This window comes from Streptomyces sp. NPDC029044, assembly GCF_040637495.1.
Lineage (GTDB): Bacteria > Actinomycetota > Actinomycetes > Streptomycetales > Streptomycetaceae > Streptomyces.
The window spans coordinates 1-23,773 of sequence record NZ_JBEZWN010000092.1 but is presented as its reverse complement, the minus strand read 5'-3'; the positions used below and the strand labels follow the sequence as shown (position 1 = coordinate 23,773).

Sequence of the window (23,773 nt, the reverse complement as noted above, 5' to 3'; positions counted from 1 at the left end):
CCTGTGAACAGGGCCGGGAGCCGTCGACGTGCGTCCGGAGTGTCTGCCGTCAACGCGTCACGCGTGGCGGTGCGAACGCCGGTTGCCGGTGACGACGCGGTAGAGGGCGAGCAGGATGAGGGAGCCGACGACCGCCGCGATCCACGTGGACAGGTCGAAGAACCCGTCGATGGAGTCCACGCCGAAGATGACCTTGCCGAGCCAGCCGCCGAGCAGACCGCCGACGATGCCGATGAGCATGGTGATGATGATGCCGCCGGGGTCCTTGCCCGGCATCAGGGCCTTGGCTATCGCGCCGGCGAGCAGCCCGATGATGATCCAAGCAATGATGCCCATGGTCCGTCTCCGCTTCGTCGCATAAGGATTGTGTTAAGTCATCGGGTACGCCGATCCCGCCCCGCCAAACGTCTCGGCCTGATATCGGCTCAGGCTCGGTGGCGGGCGGCGGCCGTCGGTCGGGCCCCGGCGACGGCCGTGCGGTCCCCTTGCGGGGGTGCCCTTTCGTACCCTGACTGCATGCGCATGCGTCCCACCCTGAGCTGGACCCCTTCCGAGGACCTGCCACCCGCCACGTCGGACCCGGGACCGGTCACCGATGCGCTGAGCACCGGTGGAGTGCTGGTGCTCAGCGGAGCGGGCATCTCGACGGAGTCGGGCATCCCCGACTACCGGGGTGAGGGAGGGAGCCTCAGCCGGCACACCCCGATGACCTACCAGGAGTTCACCGCAAGCGCCGGGGCCCGGCGCAGGTACTGGGCGCGCAGCCATCTCGGCTGGCGCACCTTCGGACGGGCCCGTCCCAACACCGGGCACCTGGCCGTCGCGGCCTTCGGTCGGCACGGCCTGCTCTCGGGAGTCATCACCCAGAACGTGGACGGCCTGCACCAGGCCGCCGGCAGCGACGACATCGTGGAACTCCACGGCACCCTGGCGCGGGTCGTCTGCCTTTCCTGCGGCTCCTTCAGCCCGCGCCGCGAACTCGCCCGGCGGCTGGAGGAGGCCAACCCGGAGTTCGCGCCCGTGGCCGCCGGGATCAACCCGGACGGTGACGCCGACCTCACGGACGACCAGGTCGCAGACTTCCGGGTGGTTCCCTGCACGGTCTGCGGCGGCATTCTCAAACCGGACGTCGTGTTCTTCGGCGAATCGGTTCCGCCGCAGCGCGTCGAGCACTGCCGAGCGCTGGTCCGCGGGGCGACCTCGCTGCTGGTCCTGGGCTCCTCGTTGACGGTGATGTCCGGGCTCCGCTTCGTCCGCCAGGCGGCCCGGGCCGGGAAGCCGGTGCTGATCGTCAACCGGGATCAGACCAGGGGTGACCAGTACGCCCTCACGAGGGTGTCCCTCCCGCTGGGCACTGCCCTCGGTGCCGTCGCACACCGGCTGGGCATTCCCGTCAGCCGAGGCGTCGACGGAGGGCAGCGGCCAGCCTGACCGGCGCCACGCGCAGCACCAGGGGTCGTTTCGCGCTGCCGGAGAGCGGTTTGGCGTAGTAGGGGCGGCCGAGCCGGGCGGCGCGATACCAGCGGGTGCCGGACAGTCCCTTCGGGGTCGGGACGGGAACGGGGCTCTTCGGGTCGTCCGTACGGAGGCTCAGTGTCCAGCGCCCCGGTCGCAGGTCCCTGACCGGCATGCGGGCGGTGAAGGTGCGGCTGCCGTGCGGCGCGTACAGCAGGGGCACCTCACGGACCGGGCCCGCGTCCTCTTCGGCGCGCAGGGCGACGGGTCGGGGGTGGCGTGCGGCTTCGTCGGTCAGGCGTCCGCTGACGACGAGGGTGGCGGGGATGGCGGTGTCCCAGGCGACTGCGGTCACGACGCACGCCGGCTCGGCCTCGGTCGGCCGGAGGTCCAGGGAGAAGTCGCCCTGGGGCGTGAAGAAGGGGCGTACGGTGGTGGGCTCGTGCCCACGCCGGGAGGCGGTGGCCAACTCTCGCTCCGGTGGAGCGGTTCTCCGGCCTTCCGCGTCCGTCCCGGTCTGCCGGAGTCTGACGGTTCGGCTGACTCCCTGGGCGTGTACATCCAGGTAGAGGTCCCACCGGCCGCTGCCGAGCGGGGCGCCCGCGTCCACGGTGGCCAGGTCGACGTCGGCGGTGAATCCGGCCGCCGGGTCGTCGCCGTGGTGCGGGGCGGTGCCGACGGTGGCGGGCACTCGGATGTCCGGGTGGCGGAAGCCGCTCGGGCGCAGGATCAGTTGGGTGGTGGGCTGGAGGGCGCCCAGGGACTCGATGCGGGCGTGGCCGCCGAGTCGGAGGACACCGCCGTCGCCCGTCCAGGCCGCTTCAGCCAGTTCGTGGTGGACCGGGAGGCGGTCCGTGGTGTCGAAGCAGACGTCCGGGACCGCCTTCACGGGGTCGCGGAAGAAGGGGTGGGCCCAGTAGACGCGGCCCTTGTCGACGACGTGACCGCGCTCCGCGTCCGCCTTGGCGTGCCGGGCCACGGTCATGAGGTCCTCGAAGCGGTCCGTGCGCAGGAGGTGGACGATCAGCCGGTCCGGCGGCGCGATCAACTGGAAGACGCCGTCGCTCACATAGGTCCGCGCCCAGTCCCGGAACTGCGGGTAGAAGTGCTCCCGTGCCTGCTGTTCGCTCTCCCGGGGCAGCAGAGCGCGCAGCGGCCCGCACAGCTCCCACTCCACGTGGCGGCGCATGATCCGGTCCTGGCGCGGGCCGGGTTCCAGGTAGCGGGCGACCGTTTCGAAGCACAGGCGGGTGCCGTCCATGCGGTGGACGAGGTCGGCGGCGGTGAGGGTGAGGTTGTTGCCGTTCTGACGGTTGCGGGAGTAGTAGCAGTCGTAGTCGGCCACCACGGAGATGCCGTCGGCGTTGAGGTAGGCGGCGGCGGTGAACGGCTTGTCCTCGCAGTTGCGGTACGGCGGAAACCTCAGCTCCAGCCGTTCGATCAGCGAGCGCCGGAACAGCTTCCAGCAGCCCAGGGTGCGGTAGGCGTGGGACGAGAAGACGTCCGTCCGGGGCTGGTTGTGCGAGAAGACGGCCGTCGGCACGGCACGTCCGCCGACCGACACCATCTTGCCGAGGACCACGTCGGTTCGGTTCTCGTCCGCCATCGCGACCATGCGGCGCAGGGCGTCCGGGCCGAGGTAGTCGTCGGAGTCGAGGAAGAAGACGTAGTCGCCGCCGGCCAGGCCCAGGCCGGTGTTGCGGGGGACTCCGGCTCCTCCGCTGTTGGGCCGGTGGACGACGCGGAGGCCGGAGCGGGTCCGTGCGAGGCGGTCCAGTTCGCTTCCGGTGCCGTCGGTGGAGCCGTCGTCGACCGCGATGATCTCGATCTTGTCCGGTCCGAGCGTCTGCTCCATGACGGACGTGACGCACTTCGTCAGTTCCGGCATCGCGTTGTAGGCGGGGATGATCACGCTCACGCGGGGAGGGTTCCTACGGGACATGATGGACTCCGGGCCGTGGAGGGGTGCGGGGATGAGGAAGGCAGTCCGGATTCGGGCGAGCGGCTCCATGGAGCTTCCGGCGCGGGCCGCTGCCACGCCCCTGCACGGGGCTTCGCCCTACGCCGTCGGAGTGCGGGAACCACCCGTTCGGGTGCGTGTCGGCTCCCCTCCGGAACGTCCTCCCTCTGTGCCTGTCGCAGCGCGTCCTCGGCATGGAACAGATGCGGGCCGGTCGACACCTCCCCCGTGTCCTGGCGCAAACGGTGAGCGGGGCCAGGAAACACGCAGCCCGGGTGCGGTCACCGGTGCCGGGGCTCCCGGTCCCGGACCCGGACCCGGACCCGGTCCCCAGCCTGTCCCCTATCGCCTGTCGTCGCGCCGGGGGCTGCCGAAGGGGAGGCAGTGCTCTCTCCGCTTCGCCGAGACGCCCGGCTGGTCTCCCAGCACGGGGCCCCTGTCGCGGCATGAGCCCGCGTCAGGTCGCCGAGCAAGCGCTCCAACTGGCCGACGGCTGCCCGATCAGCGCGAAGAAGTGCGGATCTGGCGCTACCGCTTGGCCGAACAGCCCCCGCTGCTCCGCCACTTCCGCAACAAGCCGGAATCGGTTCGGACGTGAGACGCGTCACACCAACCAACATGCGCCTAAGTTGTCTGCATCACAGCGGAAATGTCCCTTTGGCCTCCATGCTCGAAACGGACACCGGGCCCCGAAAGGGTGTTCACCGGCATCCTCTTGGGCGCTGAGTTCCAAAGTGACCCATGACACAGCACTCGTGACATTCTCCCTGTCCCCTCTGGAAGGTGCCCCATCATGGCCGCGTACCTCTGCCCGCCTGCCGTGATCCACGGCGAGCACGCCGTGAAGACCAGTGAGATCGTGGCGGAGGTGCGCGACCGGCACCCCGATGCGGCGTGGGCGCCGCGGATCGACGGCATCGCGGCGAGCACCGGCATCGAGACCCGTGGCTGGATGCTGCCACTGGAGACCGCCGTCGCGCCCGGCAAGGGCGACGGCCTGCGGGCCGTAGGCGTCGAGCCCACTCAACAGGCGCTGCTACGCGGCGGGTTCAGCCGGCAGGACGTGGACCGCGTGGCCGCCGCCCTGGAGTCCATACCCGCGCCGCAGACCGTCCAGGAGCGCACCGCGCCGGCTTGGGAGGCCGTGCAGGCGTACGGGGAGCGCGCCGCGCGCGGGGCCCTGCAGACAGCCGGGCTGGACGTCTCGGACGTCGACTGTCTGATCACCAGTCACTCCACGACTCCGGCGCTGCCGGGACTGGACATGACCCTGGCCAACAGGCTGCGGCTCCGCAGCGACGTGATGCTGCTGCCGGCCACGCAATGGGCATGCATCGCGGGGACCCGCTCACTGGCGCTGGCCGCTGACCTCGTGGCCGCCGACCCCGACCGGGTGGTCCTGGTCGTCATCTCGGAGGCGCTGAGCACGACCTACCAGCCCGCCGACGACACCCTGGAGTCCCTGATCGTCCGGCTGCTGTTCGCCGACACCGCCGTGGCCGCGGTGGTCACCGGGCGCCCGAGGCCCGAGGCGGTGCTGCGGCTGGACGCCGCCTGGCATCACACCCTGCCCGGCACCCAGGAGCTGCACCGCCTGGAGACACGGGCGGACGGCACCCACTTCGTGATGGACCGGCGCGGTCCGCGCGCCGTACAGGAGACGGTCACCGCGATGTGGGAGTGGCTGCACGCCCGCTACCAGGACGATCCCGACGCCTGGCATCCCGACGTGCTGCTCGCGCACCCCGGCGGCACCAGGGTGCTGGAGTACATGGAGCAGACGATGCCCGACACGTGGCCGCCGGGGCTCCTCGACTACAGCCGGGACAGCTACACCAGCGGCAACCGCGGAGGGGCCGCCGTCTTCGACATCCTGCGGCGGGCGCACGACGCGGGGCAGCAGAAGCCCGGGAACCGCGCCGTTCTGTACGCGGCGGCACCGGGGCTCACCGCGACGGCCCTCGAAGGGCAGTGGCTGTAGAGCGCTGAACCTCCGGTGCGTGCCGCGTCACCGCGCCACTTCCGCCCAGACGACCTTGCCCGTGTCCGTCCACCGCACCCCCCACCGGGTGGTGAGCCGGTGCACGATGCTCAGGCCGCGGCCACCGTCGTCGAGCAGATCGGCTCGCCTCAGCCTCGGCCTGCCGTTCCCGGTGTCTCCCACCTCGCACAGCAGGCCGTGCCCGGCCCTGATCAGCCGCACCGTGATGGGGCCGGTGGAAAAGCGCACCGCGTTCGTGACCAGCTCACTGACCAGCAGCATCGCGCTCTGCCGGGTGTCGTCCCTGGTGCGCCACTGCCTCAGCAGCGCGGAGACGTGCTCACGGGCCCGGGCCGGGGCGTCGTCGCGGGCGGCCAGCCGCCAGGTCGCCGTGTCCCCCTTGCGGTAACCGATCATGCGCGCGAGCAGCAGCGTCACGTCGTCCCGCTGTGGCGCGGGCGCCAGGGTGGAAACGACGTGCCGGGCGGCCCGCTGGAGGGTGTCCCAGGGATGCACCGAGGCCACCGCGTCCGCCAGCCTGCCCATGCCCTCGTCGATCGACAGGGCGGGGTCCTCCACCAGGCCGTCGGTGTAGAGCGCGAGCACGGAGCCGGGCGGTACGCCGACGGTGTACACGTCGAACGGCTCCCGTAGCGCGAACTCGGCCCCCAGGCCGGGGTGAGGGCGGATCGCGAGGGGCCCCGCCCGCCCGTCCGGGGAGACCAGGATCGGGGGGAGGTGGCCTGCGCTGGACAGCGTCACGTGGTGGCCGACCGGGTCGTAGAGGGCGATGCAGCAGGTCGACCCGAGGGCGCTGTAGCCGGCCGCCAGCCCGGACTCGGCGTCGTCCAGGACCGTCACCGTCTCGTCCAGGTGCTCCAGCACCTGGTCGGGTGCGAGCCCCGCGGAGAGCAGCGCGCGGGCTTCCATGCTCAGCTGGCCCATGGTCGCGGCGGCACCCAGTCCGTGCCCCACGACGTCACCCACCACCAGCGCGGTACGCCCGTCGGGCAGCGGGAAGCTGTTCACCCAGTCGCCGCCGACGCCCGCGCTGTCGGGGGTGGCGGGCTGGTAGACGCTGGCGATCTCGATGGTGTCGCCACCGGCCCGGGGCAGGAGCCGGCGCTGCAAGGCCAGCACCTGCGTGTGCTCGCGCTGGTGCTGTCGGGCGAGATCGACGTGGTGGGCGGTCCTGGCCACCAGCTCCTGCAGGTCGAACAGCTCGCTGTCGCGGAAGGGGCAGTCCGCCCGCCGCCAGACCTCCGCCACGCCCAGCACGACGGGCGGCGTACTGTCGAGGACGAGCGGTATGCACACCACACCTGCCGAGAGGTCTCCGGGCACCAGGGCACGCGCCACGCGTGGGCTGTCGAAGACCCGCTCGACCGCCTCACCGTCGGGTATGACGATGGTCTGCGGGGCATCGTCGCGCAGCACCGCCTGGGCGAGCAGGCGACTGGCGTCGCCGGGCAGATCGTCCCCCGGGGTCATGTAGCCCTCGGGCCACACCCGGTCCGGTACGAGGGCCGCCCTCCGCAGCCGGATGCGCCCGTGTGCCCTGCCGGAGACTCCCTCCCCCGTCCACACGGCGAAGTCGAGGTCCACGGCGGCCACGTCTCCCCAGGCCAGCAAGGACTCCGCCAGCGACTGTGCGGTCTCGCCGACGTCCAGCGAGGTGCCGATCGCGGTCTCGGCGGCGTAGAGGTGCAGTCTTCTGGCCATGGCGATCACGGAGACCGTCAGGCCGCCCTCCGGCGCCGCGGAGGGCAGGATGCTCATCGAGACGACCAGCTCCGACCCGTCGTGGCGCCGCAGGCGCTGGATGCGCGCGACATGCGCCTCACCGCTCTCCACGACCTGTCGCAACCGCCGTGTCACCGTCGGTACGTCCCCGGGGGGCAGGAGATCGACGAACGGCCGCCCCGCCGCCGCGTCCAGACCCGCGAACACGGGCGCTTCCAGATTGCAGCGGGTGATGATCAGGTCCACGTCCAGGTTGACCGCGCCGAGGATCTGCTCCTGACCGCCGGCCGCCGAGTGGTCGGGCACCTGCCGGCGCGTGGTGCGGTCACCCCGCGGTTCGGCCGATGCCGCTCCGCCTTGCGGGATGTAACGCCCGAGGGCACGGCTGACCAGGTCGAACGCCGAGGAGGACGAGGGCGAGGGTGTGGAGTCCATGCGGCTCTCTCAGCAATCCCCGGCGCGGTGCCGGGGCCGGGTCCGGACCCGTGCGGTCGGGGCCCCGAGCTCCCTGACCACACACCTCATTGAATAACACCGCGGGCGGCTTCGCACACACCAGCGAATGCGCCTACGTCGGCCGTCCGGAGCGGACGTCGCCGTCAGGGCCCGGCAAGGGGCCGCGCCTGGGCGATGAGCAGCGCGACGTCGTCGTGGTCGGCGGGGCCGCGCAGTTGCCGGAGCAGCAGGTCGCAGGTCTCCTCCGCGGAGCGGCAGGGCGGGGACAGCAGGTGCAGGAGGTCGTCCAGCCGCTGGTCGATGGGGTCGTCGCGGGTCTCCACCAGGCCGTCGGTGTACAGGACGAGTTGATCGCCGGGGTTCATGGTGAGGGCGGCGGTCTCGAAGGGACCACTGCCGACTCCGAGCGGGGTGCCGGTGGGCAGGTCGAGCAGTTCGGGCGGCCGGCCGGCCCGCACCAGGACCGGGGGCAGGTGACCGGCGCAGGCGACGTGCAGGCGGGAGTGGTGCGGGTCGTAGACCGCGTACACACACGTGGCGATGTACGGGTCCAGGCCCTGGGTGATCTTGTCGAGGTGGGTGAGGATCCGGCTCGGGGCGAGGTCGAGGTCGGCGAGGGTGGAGGTGGCGGTGCGCAGCCGGCCCATGGCGGTGGCGGCCGGGATGCCGCTGCCCATGACATCGCCCACTGCCAGGGCGGTCCGGTCACCGCTGAGGGGCAGGACGTCGTACCAGTCGCCGCCGACTTCGCTGAAGGCCTGGGCGGGCCGGTACCGGGCAGCGATCTCCAGGCCGGGGCGGCGGGGCGAGGGCTGGGGCAGCAGGCTGCGCTGGAGGGTTTCGGCGGCGCTGCGGATGTGCTGGTGCAGGACGGCGTTGTCGATGCTGAGCGCGGCGGCCGAGGCCAGTTCGCAGGCGAGGGTGAGATCGTCCTCGTCGAAGGGCTGGGGGTTGCGCGCACGGGCCAGGCCCATCACGCCGATGATCTCGCCGCGCGCGATGAGGGGGACGGCCATGTCGGTGTGGACACCGGCTTCGGCGAGCAGGCCGGCGGCGGCGTCGTCGGCCGCGATGCGGCTGAGATCGCCGCTGTCGAGGTGGGTGATCAGCAGGGGCTTGCGGGTGCGCAGGCAATGGGCCGCCGGGTGGTCCGCGTGGTAGGTGGTGAGGTGGCCGGGCGCGATGATCGCCTCGGAGGCGCCGGTGGGGTAGGCGGTCTTGACCGCCAGGGCACGGAAGAGGGCCGGGCCCTCGCCGCGGTCCGGGCGGCCCGTCCGCAGGACGGAGTCCAGGATGTCCACCGCGATCATGTCGGCCAGGTCCGGGACCAGGACGTCCGCCAGTTCCTCGGCGGTCCGCCCCACCTCCAGGGTGGTCCCGATGCGGGCCGAGCCGTCGGCCATCAGGCGCAGACGCTGCTGGGCCCGGTCGGCCTGTCTGGCTGCTTCGTACCGGTCGGTGACGTCCACCACCACGTTGGCGATCCCGAGCACGTGTCCGCCGTGGTCCTCCAGCCGGTAGAGCGACACGGCCCAGGCGTGGTCGTTGTCCGGGTCGGCGCGGGTACGGCCCACCACCTGCTCGTCCACCATGGGACGGCCGGTCTCCAGGACCTCCCGCATCTGGTTCTCCGCGGTCGTGAAGGGCGCGCCGGGCAGGATCTCCCGGAAGTGGCGGCCCACGTGGTCGGCTTGGGGGACGCCGTGCATCGAGGCGAGGGCCCCGTTGACGGCCACGTACCGCAGCTGGGTGTCCAGCACGGACAGGCCGATCGGCGCCTGGGTAACCAGCTGGCTCGACAGGGCCACCTCGCGTTCCACCTGCCGCACCGTGGCCCTGTCGGTGGCCAGCCCCAGCGCGTAGTGATCGCCGAGGTTGTCCGTCAGCCGCATGTTGCGGAACTCGATGGTCCGGGTGCTGCCGTCCTTGAGCCGGACGGGGAAGGGGCCCGCCCAGGGCAGGCCGGTCTCCATCACCTTGGCGAACAGTCCCATCCCGGCCTTGCGGTCTGCGGGATGGAGAAGCAGGATGGCCGCGTCCTGGCCGACCGCTTCGTCGCCGGTGTAGCCGAACAGTTCCTCGGCCTGGGGACTCCACATGTCGATCCGGCCGTCGGCCTCCACGAGCACCGCGGCGACGCCCAGCAGGTCCATCAGCCCGCTCGGGTCCGATGCCGCCTTCTCCGGATCAGCCGCCCGCTCCGGAGGCTGCTTCGCTCGGCTCATCACATTCGCCCCTTAGGCCTGTCGACCTCACCGGCGCGCACCCGCCTGCCTCAGCAGACGTCCACGGCGGTCTCCGTGCAGGTCAGCAACCCGTTCACGATGCGCTACGCGACCTGCGGACGGCCAGGGGACGCGCCGGGCGGGCGCCGTGCGCAGTCGGACCTCACGGCCCCGGGCGACCGGAACGAAGATCACGCGTGCCCGGCTGGCTGGGTCGTTCCTCACCCTTCCACCCTTCCACACCCGCCGGCTCCGGCCGAGGAGATCACCCCCGGGCGGCCCGGCGTGCGGGACCGGGAGCTCCCGCCCCAGGCGGGCGAGCGGGGAGGAGGCCACTGACCGCGTGTCCCGGTCCCGGTCCGGTGATGGGCCGTCACTGCTGGCCACACTGGCCGCATGTCCGATGTGTCCCCGGTCCTGGCGACCGATGCCCGGCGGGTTGCCGTCATGACCGTGCTCACCGTGCTGGCGGGTGCGGTCGACGCCGTGAGCTTCCTGACCATGGGGAAGGTCTTCTGCGCACTGGCGACCGGCAACGTGCTCTTCCTGTCGTTCGCGCTCGCCGGGGAGGGCGATGTCCCGGTGGCGCGGCCCGCCATCGCGATCGGCGCGTTCATGGCCGGAGCGGCCGTCGCCGACGTCGTGCTGAAGTGGCTCGCGGACCGCGGACGCCGATGGTTCCCGGTCGGGCTCGTCTGCGAGGCGGTACTGCTGGTGTGCGCCGGTGTTCTGGCCCTGGCGAAACACGGCACCGGGGCCGTTCCCGCCCAGGACGACCGCGGGGTCGTCGCACTCGTCGCCCTGGGCATGGGAGTACGGGCCTCGACCGCCCTGCGCGTCCACGTGCCGGGCATGCCGACGCTGCTGAGCCAGACCGCCATCGCCGAGCTCCTCAACGACGTGCTGAGACGCCCCCGGTCAGCGCTGCGCGGGATGACCGCGAAGCAGCGCCTGGCCAGAACCAGGTGGACGGCCACCGTGGGCGGGATCTTCGGCGGTGGTGTGCTCGGCACGCTCCTGCTGGTGCCGCTGGGCACGGGGCGAGCGCTGCTCGTCATCGCATCGGCCGTGCTGCTCCTCGCGGCGGCGGGCCTGGCCGTACGACCGGGCGTGAGGGATGGGGCCCCGGGCGGTCCATGAGCCTCGGCGGTTGTGCGATCAGCATGCAGCGCGTCGAGCACAGCGTCGTCGAAGTCCGCCCGCCGCTCGTATGCGATCGGCACCCTCAGATCGTGGTGCCCGTCCCGAGTCCGGCCTCGGGGCGTGAACGCTGCCGGCCCGGCACACCACCGGGGCGTGGCGCCGCGGTTCGCGCTGCCCTCGCCGCGACGGCAGGATGGGATCATGACCGACATCCGCACACCCCGCCTCCTCCTGCGCCGGTGGCTGGACGACGACCTCGTTCCGCTGTCCGAGATCCACGCCGATCCGGTGGTGATGCAGCGCATCGGCGACGGCACGCCGCGCTCCCCGGAGCAGACCGCCCAGGACATCGAGACCTGGGAGGAGGAGTGGGACGAGGAGGGGTTCGGGATGTTCGCCGTCGAACTCCTGGGCGCCGGCGAGCTGGTGGGCGCCGTCGGTCTGTCCGTGGCCGACGCTCCGGCCGAGATCGCCGGCCAGGTGGCGATCAACTGGCGGCTCGGGCGGGTCTTCTGGGGACAGGGATACGCGTCGGAAGCGGCGCACGCCACCCTGGAGTTCGCCCTCCAGGACCGCGGCCTGGACCGGGTGGCAGCCGTGTGCCGCACGGGCGACAGAGCCTCCGCCAATGTCCTCGGCAAACTCGGCATGGAGCCGGAGGGCACGGCTCAGCACGCGGCCCACGGCCACGACCTCACGGTGTACGGCATCGACCTCACGCAGTACGAGGGGTAGCTCCGGCGTGCGGCCGGCGCGCTCGCCGTTGTTGTGCGGGCCGGTCCGACCGGCCTGCGCCGACACGAACGCCTCCGCGCTCCCCCACGCCGCGAGTCCGCCCGGCGCAAACGCCCCGCAGCCGGCCGTTCAGCCGTCCTGCGTGCGCACGGCCGCGTCGAGGACAGGACCGAGTTCGCGGGCCACGGTCGTCAGGGCTCGGACGTCACGCTCGGCCCGGGCGAGCAGGATCGCACCCTCCAGGCTGCTGATCATGAGCGTGGCGAGCGCCCCGGCCCGTTCCCCGGGAACGCCCATGTCGGCCAGGGCGCGGGCGACCGCACCGGTCCAGGTGGCGAACGCGGCCGATGCGGCCTTCCGCGTGGAGGGGACCGACTCCCCGCAGTCCACCAGGGCGGCCGCCACCGGGCAGCCGCCCGCGAAGCCGTCGGCCTCGTACTCGTCGGTCCACTGGCGCACCATCGAGGCGAACAGCCCGCTCGGCGTCGGCTCGGGCAGCGCGGCCAGGAAACGCGCGACACGGCCTGCCGCGTAGTCACCTGCCCAGCCCACCGCCTCGTCGACCAACTGAGCCTTGCCGCCGGGAAAGTAGTGCTGGAGCGAACCGCGGGGCGCGCCGGCGTCGAGGGCGACTTCGCGCATGCCGGTGGAGACGACTCCGTCGCGTCGGATGAGCTGAGCCGCGCTGAAGACCATCCGCTCGCGCGGCCCCCGCTCGGCCTTCGCCATCATCGGCCTCCGTCAACTCGCTCGCGCGGCTTTCCCGGCCTCCACTCTATGACCGCCGTCATAAGCACGGCTACTATGACCGCTGTCATAGCCGAGGGCGGTGGTGGCGGCTCGGCCACGGCCTCGGCACGGGCCGGAGGAGGCGGTGCGTGATGTACGTCGGTTTCATCGGGCTCGGGGTCATGGGGCAGCCCATGGCTCTGAACCTCGCCCGTGCCGGGACACGGCTCGTCGTCTGGAACCGCACTCCCGGGCGGTGCGAGCCGCTGCATACCGCCGGCGCCGAGGTGGCGCTGAGCAGCGCCGAGGTCTTCCGCCGGGCGGACCCCGTGTTCCTCATGCTGTCCGACGAGACGGCCGTGAACGCGGTGCTGGGGCGCGGCACCCCGGGCTTCGCCCAGCGTGTCGCCGGTCGGACCGTCGTCCACATGGGCACGACCTCGGCCGAGTACTCCCGCGGCCTCCAGGACGACATCCGGACCGCGGGCGGGCGTTACGTCGAGGCCCCGGTCTCCGGCAGCCGCGTCCCTGCCGAACGGGGCGAGCTGGTGGGCATGCTGGCGGGCGACGGCGACGCCGTGACGACCGTACGGCCCCTGCTCGGTCCGATGTGCCGGGAGACGTTCGTGTGCGGGGCCGTCCCGGGTGCGTTGCAGCTGAAGTTCTCGGTGAACCTGTTCCTGATCACCGTGGTCACAGGCCTTGCCGAGGCATTCCACTTCGCCGAGCGGCACGGGCTTGATCAGCGTCTCTTCCGGGATGTCCTGGACGCCGGCCCCATGGCCAGTGCCGTCTCCCGGGTCAAGGTCTCGAAGCTGCTGGAGCGCGACTTCTCGGTCCAGGCGGCCGCCGCGGACGTCCTGAAGAACAACCGCCTCATCGCCGAGGCCGCCCGCGAGGCGAACCTGGCGTCCCCGCTCCTGGACGTGTGCCACGCCCTCTACGCCGAGACCGTCCAACGGGGTCATGGTGGTGAGGACATGGCCGCCGTCCTGCGCGCTCTGGAGGCTCGGACCGACGGCGCGGCCGGTGCGGCCGGTGCGGCCGGTGCGGCGGACAAAATCGCAGGCACATCTGCCTAGGCCGGGTGGAGACTACTGCTACTCATGGGTGCCGAGCGCGCAAGGAGGGCCGACCGGATGGGGCTCATGCTCTGCCCAGCGAACGACGACATGACAAGCCCGGACATCTCGTGGTCGTACTACGGGTTCAGGCTGTTCAGGGAATGGCTGGCCCGGACCGAGGGATTCGCCCTCGCGGAGATGGCCGGCTTCGGGGGAAGCCGGCCGTGGAGCAGCCTGACCACCACTCTGGCACCGCTGCTCGACCACCCGGACCACGAGGGTGACCTCGCACCCGCTCGATGCGCCGCCATGCTGCCCCGGCTGGAGGAAATCATCCAAGAGCGGCCACACGCCGCAGACGATCCCATCCTCCTACGCCGTATCGATGACACCCGCCGGCTGATCGACGTCATGAGGTACTGCGTCGACAAGGACCTCCCGCTCGTCTTCTGCTGAGCACGGGACGGGACCCGGCCTGTCCGGCAGTCACGCGGCGAAGCCCATGCCGGCAGATCACCGGGCTCGGCCGCCCGTCATCGACATCAACAGCGCGTGGCTCTCCTCGTCGGCAGCGACCACGAGTCCACGGCCCGACTCCTCCAGCGGGGCACCGTCGATCCCGGTGACAACGCAGCCGGCCGCCCGGCACAATGCGATCCCTGCCGCGAAATGCACGCTGCCGGACAGGCCGCCGCCATCGGTGACATAGGCGGCACGCTTGCCGGCCGCGACCCAGGCCAGCGCCAGTGACGTCGAGACGACACGCGGCCTGAAGCGTGCGACGAACTCAGGGTGGGCCAGCAGGTCGGCGGCCCGGAACCCGGGCGCGTTCGGGAACGGCGGATCCAGGTTGACGTCCACCAGGCGGGTGGCGGGCGTGGGCGTCAGCAGCACGTCATCGGCGCCGTCACGCCGTACCCAGGCGGTCTCCCCGTCGGTGACGAAGACCTCGCCGCTGAACGGGTCGGCCACCGCCGCCGCCCCGTCGCGCAGCGCCACGTTGACGGCCACCAGCATGGTGCCGACGGCGTAGTTGAGCGTGCCGCACAGGGGATCCACCAGCCACTGGCGCCGGGCACCGGCCGCGCCCTGCTGCCCGCCTTCCTCGCCTAGTACCGCGTCATCGGGGCGTGCGGCACGGATGACGGCGAGGATCGCCTTCTCGGCCTCCACATCGGCGGCGGTGGCGAAGTCCCCTGCGCCCTTGTCGATGCGGCTGAGTCGCCGGCCGTACATGTCGCGCACCACCGCCGCACCGGCCCGCGCCCCGCTTGTCGCGACTTCGGCATCGCTCGCAGATGAGTTGGTCATGCCGTGCAGGCTAGCGAGGCCGACCTCCGCCCCGGCGAGGACGATGTGCCGTCAGGCACGGGACAGCGCGAAGGAGACCGGGCAGCCGCTGACCGTGCCCGGCAGCGCGCCCAGCGCCGGCGCCAGGCCCGAGCCGCTGTTCTGCTCCTCGGACGGCTGGGTCTGCTCCGTGTGGTGGCCCGACCGCTTGCGCGGGCGGGCTTCGCCCCCGGTCACGTTCACGCGCAGGTGACGCGTATCCCGCCTTCCGCCAGGACTTCGAGGACCAGGGCGACCAGGTCGTACGGTTCGCCCTCTGCGGTCAGGAGCTGAGAGAGATGCTCGCGTGCCGGTACGATGTCTCGCCAGAGGAGAGTTGCGGGGGCGGTGTACCCGAAGTCGCCCCCGAGGCAGTCCGCCAGGGCGGCCAGGCAGGCGCCGAAGTAGCCTCCCGGCCCGTTGAAGGCCTCGCCGAGTGCCAGGTAGAGGCTGGGCTCGTCGGTGATGTGGCGGCCGTCCAGTTCGTACGGCTGCCCGGCCGGCCGGGCCCGGTGCTGGACTCGGCAGCCCCGGTCGCGGACGAGTTCGAGCCAGGCCTCGCGCTCCCGGGTGTCCAGGCCGACCCATCCGCCGGGGGCCTCCGGCGGGCCGACGAGCCAGCGGTCCCAGAGGGGACGGGCGTATCCGGGGACGGGTCTGTCGAGCTCTGCGTCGAGTTCCAGGTCGATCAGGTCCGGTCCTCGGGAGGACGGGCGCCACGCACGGATCCTGGGCCGCAGCAGCCGGTCGGTGAACGGCTCGCCGCTGTCGTCCCGGATCTCCAGCCAGGCCTCGTCCAGGTCCAGGGCGCGCCGGGTGCCCGTCGCCAGGGCCTGGCGCAGCCGGTCGCCCGGGGAGAGGCCCCGCAGGACGAGCGAGGGGGCGGCCTGCTCGTCCGGCAGGACGCGCGTGAACTCCCGGCATGAGCCCAGCCATCGGTACCCGTCGTGGAGGCGGACCGGAGCCCGGTGCCCTTCCGGCGGACCCATGTAGTCGTCCAGGCCCGTCAGCACGAGGGTTTCCGCCCGCCGTCGCTGTCCGGGGCTCTCCGCGTCCTCCAGCAGCCATGGGTCGACAGCCTTGTCCTCCGGTACCAGCCACACCCGGCATCCGACCCAGCCGCGCACCTCTGCGCCGTCCGGCTCCCAGTCGAAGAGTTCGTACGTCGCGCGCCCGGGCTCCCTGAAGAGTCCCTCCACCTCGGCACAGACTCCCCAGACGTGGCCGCGCTCCGACTCCGTCAGGGCGTACCGCCACCTGCCGCCTTGTCCTCCGCCTCCCTGCACGGTGGGAATCATGCCTCGATCAGGTCCGTCTGTCTCCGCCGTTCGAGCGATCGGGGGGCCACACGCGGCGTCGGAGCGATGAGTTGCGCCAGTGTGCCGGGTCCAAGGGTGCGACGGTCACCGGAACGCATTCGGACGCGAAGAAGATCACCCGCCGGTGATTCGACCGGCCCACCGCACGCGAGGAGAGCCACATGTCCGCCCCCTACACCTTCGACGTCTTCTCCAGCCTCGACGGCTACGGCGCCGCCGGCGCCGACTGGACCGGCTACTGGGGCAAGCAGGGCCCCGAGCTGCTCGACCACCGCCTCGCCCTCTACGGCGAGGAGCAGCGGATGGTCTTCGGGGCCCGTACGTACCGGGCCTTCACACAGATGCTGGCTTCGAGCACCGAGGAATCCGATGTGCGCGACCCGTGGGTGACACGGATGCGGAACCTGCCGGCGACGGTGGTGTCGAGGACGTTGGAAGGCCCCCTCGACTGGCCCGACGCGACACTCGTCAGCGGTGACGCCGTCGAGGTCGTCGCCCGGCTCAAGGAGGAGTCTGAGGTGCCGTTGCGCTCCCACGGGAGTCTGTCGTTGAACCGGGCGCTGATGGCGGCGGGACTGGTGGACCGCTTGCAGGTGACACTCTTCCCCGTCATCACCGGCCGGAGCGGGCTGGACCGGATCTTCGAGGACGCCGCGGACTTCGATCTGGAGCTGGTCGAGAACCGGACGCTCGACGGACACATCCAAGAGCTGGTTTACCGCCCCACTCTGCACTGACCGCCCGGTAACCTCACGCCTATGGACCAACTGCCCGCGAGCGTGGACCACGACATCCTGGCGCACCGGAGCATCGCCGCGATCGCAACGATCCGCGAGACGTTCGGCTGCACGATCCATCAGGCACTCGACGCCTACGCCCAGCGGTACGAGGAACTCCGTCGCGACCGCCCGGGCGACTTCCGCCCGTCCTAGGTGTATCGACCCGCCTGAACAACCCTGCGGGGCAATACACCTAGGCGTTGGCGTGGCGGCGCCACGTCGGCCTGCGCGGAGCGGCGTGATGCGCGGGCTCGGCCGGATGGTCGGCCTGATGACGCCTCAGCCAGACGGACGCCATGCCGAGCAGAGCGGCGAAGACCACCAGGAACGCCACCGAGACCCACATCTGCCTGCTGCCGGGGGCGTCCCACCCAGCCGACACGGCCGAAACGGCCCACAGCACCGCTCCCCCGGCGTAGAACGTGCGCATCCGGCGCAGCTGCCGCAGGGCCCGTACGGATTCAGCGTGATCGTTTTCGGTAGCCATGCCGACGCAGGTACCCCGATCGGCAACCGCCTATCAGCAGCCCTCGCCGGTTTCCTGTATCGCGTCCACGCCCGGACGGTGGTGCGAGAGGAGGTACGGCTCGTCGAGGCGGGCGTCGTCGACACGGTCGCGCACCTCGGTCAGCAGCCAGCTCAGCAGCTCGGCGGAGGCGTCGTACTCGTCGTAGAAGCCCATGTGCAGCTCGGTGATCTCGTACTCGACCAGCACGTCGTCGACGAAGTCGGCCAGTTGCGCGTCGGCGGCTTCGGTGCGGGTGGCGGTCCAGATGTCGAGCCAGGGGCGCAGGGCACCGGTGGCGACGGTGACGAGGCTGAGGGTCTGCCTGACGGAGACGGGACCGGGACGGCTGTGCAGGGTGGCTCGCCACCAGGCGGCCCAGACGTCGTGAAGTGCGCCGGTCAGCGGCGCGTCCCAGGTGGTCCACTCCGCCTCGACCAGGCGAGAGGCGATGAGGTTCTCGTCGACGTGGAGCCGCCCGGTGACGGCGGAGCGGATGATGCGCGGGGCGAGGCGGCGGTAGAGACGTGGGAAGTCGTCCCAGTGGCTGGGGACTTCCGCGGCGACGGCGCACAACAGGTCGTCGCTTATCAGGTCGAGCGGTCCGGAGAGTTCGGCCAGGTCCTCGTCGCCGTAGCAGTACGTGCATCCGGTGACGGGGAAAGGTGTTTGCGAGGCGAAGGCGCGGTCCAGGACGTCGAGCGCTGTCGCGAGTTGCTGTTGGTGGCGGGACATGGCGACCTGCGGGGGACTCCGACCGGGTGACCGGCGAAGAGCGCAGGCTATCAGGCGCTGTGCGTGAGACTCGGGCCCCGGGTGGGCGTCCGCGGCCCGACAAGTGCCGGGTTCAGTCCCCGGGGCGCCGACGCGCGAGATGGACGGTGATGTCGGACGTCATCTCGACCGTCTCCGGGAGGACCTGCCGGATCCGGCTGAACACCTGCTCTCGCACCGAGACCGGCAGGACGAGATAGGCCGAGATGGTGGACAGTTGCCCGACGTAGTCGCGGGCGGTCATCGTCACCTGCCGTTCGATCACGGCCTGCTGGACGTCGGTGAACCACTCGGACCGTTGCAGCTCGCTCCCCGGCCACTGCATCTCATGTCCGGGAGGGGTGCCGTCCGGGGACGGAATCTCGTCGCTCTCCAGGAACGGTGCCCTCGCCGCGTGGACGGCTTCCCGCACGGCCGGGTCGGTCAGCCGGAACGGCCCGCCGAACGAGGCGAACACGCCTCCCGGCTCCAGTAGCGCGGCGATGCGTGGCCAGCGGCCCTCCGGGTTCGTCCAGTGCAGCGACGCCGCCGCGTAGACCAGCCCGTGGCGCTCCCCCGGCCGCAGGTCCTCGAACGCGGTCTGCACCGTCGCGACGTTCGCCGGCACGTGCTTGTGCAGTTCGGCGAGCATGGACCCGTCGGGCTCGGTCGCGGTGACCGCGATCCCCCGCCGGGCGAACAACCGGGTTGCCTTGCCCGTCCCGGCACCGATCTCGAGGGCCGTCCGAACCGGGCGGCCCGCATACGCCATCACCATCTCGAACAGCTCCACGGGGTACCCGGGCCGGTACCGCTCGTAGGCTTCCGCGACCCCTCCGAAGCTCAGCGCTCGACCGGACATGCCGAGCATCCTGGCACACGGGCACCAGGGACGGGCGGTCGGGGATGTCGTCGAGGACCTGGTCGGGGCGAGGCAGGTGGCGGCCCTCGGACGCACCCTGGCCGACGGCGGACACCCGCTCGAAATCGCGGCCGACGCGCAGGTCCGGGCTCATGATGAAGGCATGACCGACCGTGACGACTTCCTGACGTGGGTCACGACCGCCCTGTACGAGGCGGAGCTCGCGCTGCACAACGGAGACGCCTCTCCCCGCCGGGCGCTCTGGTCGCGCAACGAGCCCGTGAGCGTCCTGGGGGCGTGGCGGAACGCCTTCGGGCAACAGGAGCTGGACGGGCTCTTCACGGAGCTGGGGAGGAGCTTCTCCGACTGCACCTCGTACGTGTTCGAACTGAAGGCGTACGGCGTTTCGGACGACATGGCCTACACGGCCGGCCTTGAGCACACCTCCGCCTCCGTCGACGGGGAGCCGCGTACCTACACGTTGCGGGTCACTCAGGTGTACCGCCGAGAAGAGGGCGAGTGGAGGGTGGCGCATCGGCACGGCGACGCGGTGACCGGGTGAGCGTGCTCACCCCCGGCCGGTGACCCCCGGCCGGTGACCCCCGCCGGCGCCGCCCACTCTCGCCGATCGGTGCCTCACCGGGGCGTCGCGAGCCCCGTCCACGACTCCCCGGCGCGTTCGGCCCACTCCCCCGCCGCCTCCTGGCGGCCGGTGAGCACCAGGAGCAGGGCCGCGATCGGACCGCGGACCTCCGGGCCGGCCCCGCGCGTGAACTCGATGTCGGTGGCGACGAGCCGGGCCTTCGGCAGGGGCCACGGGCGGGGCGGGATGCGCATGGTCCACACCCGGTCCGCGGCGTCACGGGCGGCGGCCGGGGGCATCCGGCGCGTCCGGCCGAGTGCCAGGGCGATGTCCTGCCCGTGGACGAGGAGGTCGAGGAGCGGCTCGCGGGGCGAGGTGGTGGGCGCCAGGCGGCGGGAGCCGACGATCGAGCGGAGGTTGACGGCGATCTCGGCGACGGGCAGCGCCCCTTCACGCACCGCCGAGTCGTGGATCATCCGGTTCCAGTTCCCTCGGGCCCGGACCATCTCCCGTACGACCTGCCGGTGCGAGTAGCGCGCCGCGATGGTCAGATGCGCTGCCACGTCCCGCACGCGCCAGTCCCCGCACCGCGTAGGTGTCTCCCATTCCTCGGGGCTCAAGCCGTCCAGCAGATCGGCCAGGGTCGTCCGCTCCTGGTCGACGATCCGCCAGAGCTCGTCGGTGTCCAGCACTGCACTCACGACATCACCCACCCAAATGGTAAGCTTCTCTGACCAAATTAGTCAGAGCAGCTGACTACTGTCAAGAGGAGCGGGGTGTCCACCGGCCATGGGTGCGGGAAGCGAGCCGACGCCGGCGACGGAGAGCGACCTGAACACGGGGGTGCTCATGTTCCTGCCGTACCGGGCCCTGGAGAACCGCGTCTTCGCCGCGCTCGCCGAGGCCGGGTTCGACGACTTCACGCCCGCCCAGGCCCGGGTCATGCAGCGCATCGGCCCGGAGGGCACGCGCCTCACCGAACTCGCCGAGCAAGCCCAGATCACCAAGCAGACGGCGGGCTTCCTCGTCGACCAGCTGGAGAAGGCCGGCTACGTGACCCGGGTGCCCGACCCGACCGACAGGCGGGCCCGTCTCGTCCGCGGCGCGGAGAAGGCCTGGGCGGCCAAGGAGGTCGCCGACGCGGTGGTGGCCGAGGTGGAGGGGGAGTGGGAGGAGCACCTGGGCAAGCGGCGGATGAAGCAGCTGCGCGAAGCGCTCACCCTGCTCAGGCAGATCACCGACCCGTGGGCCTGAGGCTGCTCCACGCGGACACCCGGCCCGCCCTCACCACGGGCGCAGGTGCTCGATCGTGACGTGGTACCGCTCGGCCAGGCGCATCGCGATCAACGAGCGGTGGCACGCTTCCGGATCGCGTTCGACGCAGAAGAGCGCTGCGACGCCGCTGTTCGGCAGCGCCGACACGATCGGTGCCAGGTCGGCGTGGTCGAGGATCTCGGCCGTGTAGCGGCGGGTGTACTCGGCGGAGAGTTCGCGGCGCGAGCGTCTGCCGACCCCTTGACGGGCGTCCTCGGCGTACTGGAGGTGGCGCAGTTCGGTGGTCGGTGCGAGTTCGGGGTGGTGCTCGTAGGCGATCCCGGCGTGGGCGAGGGCGGCTTGCAGCCGCAGGGAGTTCGCCCAGGCGTACTCGGGTCCGCGGACGCCGCGGCGCTGACGTACGTCGAGCAGGAGGCGGACGTCCGCGCGCCGCAGTCGGCGCAGGAAGGAGTCACGGTCGAAGCCGTAGACGCCGATCGTCACCATTTCGAGCATCGCCATCACCCATCTGCCCGCCGCTCGTGCCGGTGCGGCCGGCACGAGCAGCACGAGCGGCGAGGTCGCGTCATGCGACGGCGGTTCCCTCAAGTTCCACCATCTGACCGGGGACGGCCAGCCGTGTCACCCCGAGCATGGTGGTGGCCGGTGCCACCCCGGCGGCGCCGAGCCGCGACGCCAGCACTCCGTAGTGCGGGAACAGCAGATCGACGTCGGTGGTGTAGACATTGAGCCGGACGAGGTTCGCGAGGGACATGCCGGCCTCGCGGAGCACGGCCTCCAGGTTGTCCAGGCTCAGCGCCACTTGTGCGGCCATGTCACCGTCGTGTCGGGGCTTGCCGTCGCCATCCATCGCGGTCTGTCCGGAGCAGTACAGGGTCCGGGTGTGCCCGGAGACGACCTCACCCTGGTTGAACCCCATCTCGGCCGACCACGTCACCGGGTTGATCGCCGTTCGTTCCACTGCCACATCCGCTCCATTCGGGTCATGGGAGGTGCGGGCGTCCACAGGCGGTTGCCACCGTCGTGGACGCCGCTGCTGAAGAGCCTTCCAACGAATCACGACACCTTCGGTCATGTATTCGTTAAGGTCCTCGTATGCGCGCCGATCGGCTGGTCTCGCTGGTGCTGCTGCTGCGTCAGCGCGGTCGGCTGACCGCCGACACGCTGGCCCGTGAGCTGGAGGTGTCCACCCGTACGGTGCTGCGGGACATCGAGGCGCTGTCGGCAGCCGGCGTCCCGGTCTACGCCGAACGCGGCCGGCACGGCGGGTTCGCGCTGCTGCCCGGTTTCCGGACCGAGCTCACCGGCCTGAACCACGACGAGGCGCTTGCTCTGCTGACTGCCGGACCGGGGCGCGGTGAGCAGGTGTTCGGCCTCGGCCCGGCACTCGCTTCGGCCCTGCGCAAGGTGGTCGACGCGCTGCCGGAACCCCATCAGGCCACCGCGAGCGACGCGGCCCGGCGATTCCTCGTCGAGCCGGAGACCGACCTGCTCTCACGCCGGGCGGTCACCGACGAGGTCTCCGACGCGGCCATGTCCGAGATCCGGCGCGCGGTGCTCGCCGGACACAGACTGCGCCTCCACTACACGGCCGCGGGTCAGTCACCGCAGTGGCGCACGGTGGACCCCATCGGCCTGGTCACCGTGCGCGACCGGGGCTACTTGCTGGCCACGAGATCCGGCGCGGACCGCACCTACCGGCTGTCGCGGGTGCTGGCGGCCGAGGAACTCCCGGAAGCCGCGCAGCGACCGGACCGGGTCGATCTGGACCGGGTCTGGCGGGAACGCTGTGCCCGGTTCCTGTCCGACGACCACATCGCCGTGCTGGTGCGGGTGGAGCCGAAGCGGCGGGAAGAACTGCTGAGTTCGGCGGTGGCCGTCCGCACCGCGGAGCTCGACGGCGACGGCCAGCTGCGGCTGGAGGTGACGTTCCAGGATCTACGACACGCCGAGTGGGCACTGTGGCAGCTCGGCACGGACGCGGAAGCCCTGGCTCCGGGGGCGTTGCGCACCGCCTTGCGCGACCGCGCCGCCGCGATGGCCGCCCGGTACGCAGACACATAGGCGGCCGGCCACCCCTCCACGTCCCGGCATACCGTTCCAGGCAGTCGGCATCTGTGCTGGTCAGCGCCCGTTCCAGCGTTCCGGCGTCCCGAAGTGACCGTCTCCTGTGGCGGCCGGGACGCATCGCGGAACAGGCTGATGACGTCCGAGCGGCTTGCCGGACAACCCACTTCGCACCATGGAGATTTCGCATGCGCTCGCGCTTTGCCGCCCCCTTTGCCCGCCTCGCTCTGGCCGCGGTCGCCGCGGTGGCCGTCACCGCCACCACGACCGCCACGGCCACGGCCACCGCCGACAGCCGAAGCACCGCCGTGCGGGCCTGCGTGACCACAGACCTGACGTACAAGGTCAGTCTGAAGACGCAGGCGGGCGGCTACTTCCTCGTCACCGCCAAGGCCAAGTCCGGCGTGACCTGTCAGCTGGAGGGTGTCTTCCCCTCAGCCTCCTTCGGCTCCTCCGCCGACACCGAGGTGTCGCCGGCCGAGCACGCCGTCGGCGACGGGGTCACCCTGACCGGCTCCACCGCCGCCTACGCCGGCATCAACCCCAAGACGACGGACAACGACCACGGCAGGGAGTTCGACCACCTCCACCTCGCCGTCGCAGGCGACGAGACCAACGCCGTCACCCTCGCGCTTCCCGAGACCGCCACGGTCGACCGGCCCACCGCCACCAACTGGCACGCCGACCCCGCCGACGCGGTCCCCTTCTCCGGCTGACGCCCCCGGGCACCGGTCGCGCCCCGGTCCGAGGACACACCAAAAGGCGGGGGGGCACCCGATAGAAGAACAAAAAAGAAAAGACGAGGGGAGG

General features: G+C 71.6%; 25 protein-coding genes and 1 pseudogene. 12 read left to right on the top strand and 14 right to left on the bottom strand.

Translation table 11 applies throughout. The features are described from left to right. Window positions 1-57 precede the first annotated feature (57 nt). Window positions 58-336, bottom strand: a complete 279-nt coding sequence (locus AB0E85_RS37105; RefSeq protein WP_142166232.1) for a GlsB/YeaQ/YmgE family stress response membrane protein — start codon at window positions 334-336, stop codon at window positions 58-60. Window positions 337-516: 180 nt separating this feature from the next. Here AB0E85_RS37105 and AB0E85_RS37100 point away from each other — a divergent pair, with 180 nt between their 5' ends. Continuing rightward, window positions 517-1,431 carry an NAD-dependent protein deacetylase gene (locus AB0E85_RS37100; protein WP_361936927.1) on the top strand — a complete coding sequence of 305 codons (915 nt, stop codon included), beginning with the start codon at window positions 517-519 and terminating at the stop codon, window positions 1,429-1,431. Here AB0E85_RS37100 and AB0E85_RS37095 read toward each other — a convergent pair. Next, a complete protein-coding gene (locus AB0E85_RS37095; RefSeq protein ID WP_361936925.1) occupies window positions 1,394-3,373 on the bottom strand; it encodes a glycosyltransferase family 2 protein in 1,980 nt (659 codons plus the stop codon). The genes AB0E85_RS37100 and AB0E85_RS37095 overlap by 38 nt on opposite strands. Window positions 3,374-4,208: 835 nt before the next feature. Between AB0E85_RS37095 and AB0E85_RS37090 the strand changes: the two genes are divergently transcribed. Further along, complete coding sequence (locus AB0E85_RS37090; protein ID WP_361936923.1) at window positions 4,209-5,396, top strand: type III polyketide synthase; 1,188 nt, start codon at window positions 4,209-4,211, stop codon at window positions 5,394-5,396. 27 nt (window positions 5,397-5,423) lie between these two features. Here the strand turns inward: AB0E85_RS37090 and AB0E85_RS37085 are convergent, their stop codons facing one another. Beyond that, the gene (locus AB0E85_RS37085; RefSeq protein WP_361936921.1) at window positions 5,424-7,574 is read right to left on the bottom strand and encodes a SpoIIE family protein phosphatase; all 2,151 of its coding nucleotides are present in this window, start codon (window positions 7,572-7,574) and stop codon (window positions 5,424-5,426) included. A gap of 164 nt (window positions 7,575-7,738) precedes the next feature. Beyond that, window positions 7,739-9,820, bottom strand: coding sequence for a SpoIIE family protein phosphatase (locus AB0E85_RS37080; protein ID WP_361936919.1), 2,082 nt, complete (start codon window positions 9,818-9,820; stop codon window positions 7,739-7,741). Window positions 9,821-10,216: 396 nt separating this feature from the next. On the opposite strand from AB0E85_RS37080, the gene AB0E85_RS37075 reads away from it, so the two are divergent. Further along, a complete protein-coding gene (locus AB0E85_RS37075) occupies window positions 10,217-10,960 on the top strand; it encodes a YoaK family protein (protein ID WP_361936917.1) in 744 nt (247 codons plus the stop codon). A 204-nt stretch (window positions 10,961-11,164) separates the two neighbouring features. Next, window positions 11,165-11,698, top strand: a complete 534-nt coding sequence (locus tag AB0E85_RS37070) for a GNAT family N-acetyltransferase (RefSeq protein WP_361936915.1) — start codon at window positions 11,165-11,167, stop codon at window positions 11,696-11,698. Between the two features lie 129 nt (window positions 11,699-11,827). On the opposite strand, the gene AB0E85_RS37065 is transcribed toward AB0E85_RS37070, so the two are convergent. Continuing rightward, on the bottom strand, window positions 11,828-12,427 hold the full coding sequence (locus AB0E85_RS37065) for a TetR/AcrR family transcriptional regulator (protein WP_361936913.1): 600 nt from the start codon (window positions 12,425-12,427) through the stop codon (window positions 11,828-11,830). Between the two features lie 83 nt (window positions 12,428-12,510). On the opposite strand from AB0E85_RS37065, the pseudogene AB0E85_RS37060 reads away from it, so the two are divergent. Continuing rightward, window positions 12,511-13,509 (top strand): annotated as a pseudogene (locus AB0E85_RS37060) (NAD(P)-dependent oxidoreductase); the annotation flags it as partial. A 24-nt stretch (window positions 13,510-13,533) separates the two neighbouring features. Then, window positions 13,534-13,947, top strand: a complete 414-nt coding sequence (locus tag AB0E85_RS37055) for a hypothetical protein (protein ID WP_361936911.1) — start codon at window positions 13,534-13,536, stop codon at window positions 13,945-13,947. A 57-nt stretch (window positions 13,948-14,004) separates the two neighbouring features. Here the strand turns inward: AB0E85_RS37055 and AB0E85_RS37050 are convergent, their stop codons facing one another. From AB0E85_RS37050 to AB0E85_RS37040, 3 genes are read right to left on the bottom strand one after another with little or no spacing between them, the layout of a single operon-like run. Beyond that, the gene (locus tag AB0E85_RS37050; protein WP_361936909.1) at window positions 14,005-14,802 is read right to left on the bottom strand and encodes an inositol monophosphatase family protein; all 798 of its coding nucleotides are present in this window, start codon (window positions 14,800-14,802) and stop codon (window positions 14,005-14,007) included. 51 nt (window positions 14,803-14,853) lie between these two features. Next, entirely contained in the window at window positions 14,854-15,024 is a 171-nt protein-coding gene (locus AB0E85_RS37045) for a hypothetical protein (RefSeq protein ID WP_361936907.1), read from the bottom strand. After that, on the bottom strand, window positions 15,021-16,118 hold the full coding sequence (locus tag AB0E85_RS37040; RefSeq protein ID WP_361936905.1) for a barstar family protein: 1,098 nt from the start codon (window positions 16,116-16,118) through the stop codon (window positions 15,021-15,023). Before AB0E85_RS37040 ends, AB0E85_RS37045 begins: the two co-directional genes overlap by 4 nt. Window positions 16,119-16,300: 182 nt before the next feature. Between AB0E85_RS37040 and AB0E85_RS37035 the strand changes: the two genes are divergently transcribed. Together AB0E85_RS37035 and AB0E85_RS37030 are read left to right on the top strand one after the other, a co-directional pair. Then, window positions 16,301-16,876, top strand: coding sequence for a dihydrofolate reductase family protein (locus tag AB0E85_RS37035; RefSeq protein WP_361936903.1), 576 nt, complete (start codon window positions 16,301-16,303; stop codon window positions 16,874-16,876). Window positions 16,877-16,897: 21 nt separating this feature from the next. Beyond that, the gene (locus AB0E85_RS37030) at window positions 16,898-17,071 is read left to right on the top strand and encodes a hypothetical protein (protein WP_359635151.1); all 174 of its coding nucleotides are present in this window, start codon (window positions 16,898-16,900) and stop codon (window positions 17,069-17,071) included. A 40-nt stretch (window positions 17,072-17,111) separates the two neighbouring features. Here AB0E85_RS37030 and AB0E85_RS37025 read toward each other — a convergent pair whose 3' ends face one another. The 3 genes from AB0E85_RS37025 to AB0E85_RS37015 form a co-directional block, all read right to left on the bottom strand. Next, entirely contained in the window at window positions 17,112-17,405 is a 294-nt protein-coding gene (locus tag AB0E85_RS37025; protein ID WP_361936900.1) for a hypothetical protein, read from the bottom strand. Window positions 17,406-17,438: 33 nt separating this feature from the next. Then, window positions 17,439-18,158: a hypothetical protein gene (locus AB0E85_RS37020; RefSeq protein ID WP_361936898.1), complete on the bottom strand. Its 720-nt coding sequence runs from the start codon at window positions 18,156-18,158 to the stop codon at window positions 17,439-17,441. A 112-nt stretch (window positions 18,159-18,270) separates the two neighbouring features. Continuing rightward, window positions 18,271-19,038 carry a class I SAM-dependent methyltransferase gene (locus AB0E85_RS37015; protein ID WP_361936896.1) on the bottom strand — a complete coding sequence of 256 codons (768 nt, stop codon included), beginning with the start codon at window positions 19,036-19,038 and terminating at the stop codon, window positions 18,271-18,273. Here AB0E85_RS37015 and AB0E85_RS37010 point away from each other — a divergent pair. Further along, window positions 19,037-19,600 carry a nuclear transport factor 2 family protein gene (locus tag AB0E85_RS37010; RefSeq protein ID WP_361936894.1) on the top strand — a complete coding sequence of 188 codons (564 nt, stop codon included), beginning with the start codon at window positions 19,037-19,039 and terminating at the stop codon, window positions 19,598-19,600. The two genes, AB0E85_RS37015 and AB0E85_RS37010, sit on opposite strands and share 2 nt — an antisense overlap. A gap of 74 nt (window positions 19,601-19,674) precedes the next feature. Here AB0E85_RS37010 and AB0E85_RS37005 read toward each other — a convergent pair whose 3' ends face one another. Further along, entirely contained in the window at window positions 19,675-20,313 is a 639-nt protein-coding gene (locus tag AB0E85_RS37005) for a maleylpyruvate isomerase family mycothiol-dependent enzyme (RefSeq protein ID WP_361936932.1), read from the bottom strand. 97 nt (window positions 20,314-20,410) lie between these two features. On the opposite strand from AB0E85_RS37005, the gene AB0E85_RS37000 reads away from it, so the two are divergent. Beyond that, a complete protein-coding gene (locus AB0E85_RS37000) occupies window positions 20,411-20,875 on the top strand; it encodes a MarR family transcriptional regulator (RefSeq protein ID WP_361936892.1) in 465 nt (154 codons plus the stop codon). A gap of 30 nt (window positions 20,876-20,905) precedes the next feature. Here AB0E85_RS37000 and AB0E85_RS36995 read toward each other — a convergent pair whose 3' ends face one another. Beyond that, window positions 20,906-21,397, bottom strand: a complete 492-nt coding sequence (locus AB0E85_RS36995; protein ID WP_361936890.1) for a DUF488 domain-containing protein — start codon at window positions 21,395-21,397, stop codon at window positions 20,906-20,908. 64 nt (window positions 21,398-21,461) lie between these two features. Further along, complete coding sequence (locus AB0E85_RS36990; protein WP_361936930.1) at window positions 21,462-21,857, bottom strand: RidA family protein; 396 nt, start codon at window positions 21,855-21,857, stop codon at window positions 21,462-21,464. 134 nt (window positions 21,858-21,991) lie between these two features. On the opposite strand from AB0E85_RS36990, the gene AB0E85_RS36985 reads away from it, so the two are divergent. Both AB0E85_RS36985 and AB0E85_RS36980 read left to right on the top strand, forming a co-directional pair. Then, window positions 21,992-22,960: a WYL domain-containing protein gene (locus AB0E85_RS36985; protein ID WP_361936888.1), complete on the top strand. Its 969-nt coding sequence runs from the start codon at window positions 21,992-21,994 to the stop codon at window positions 22,958-22,960. Between the two features lie 191 nt (window positions 22,961-23,151). Continuing rightward, a complete protein-coding gene (locus AB0E85_RS36980) occupies window positions 23,152-23,679 on the top strand; it encodes a DUF4232 domain-containing protein (protein WP_361936886.1) in 528 nt (175 codons plus the stop codon). Window positions 23,680-23,773: the final 94 nt, after the last annotated feature.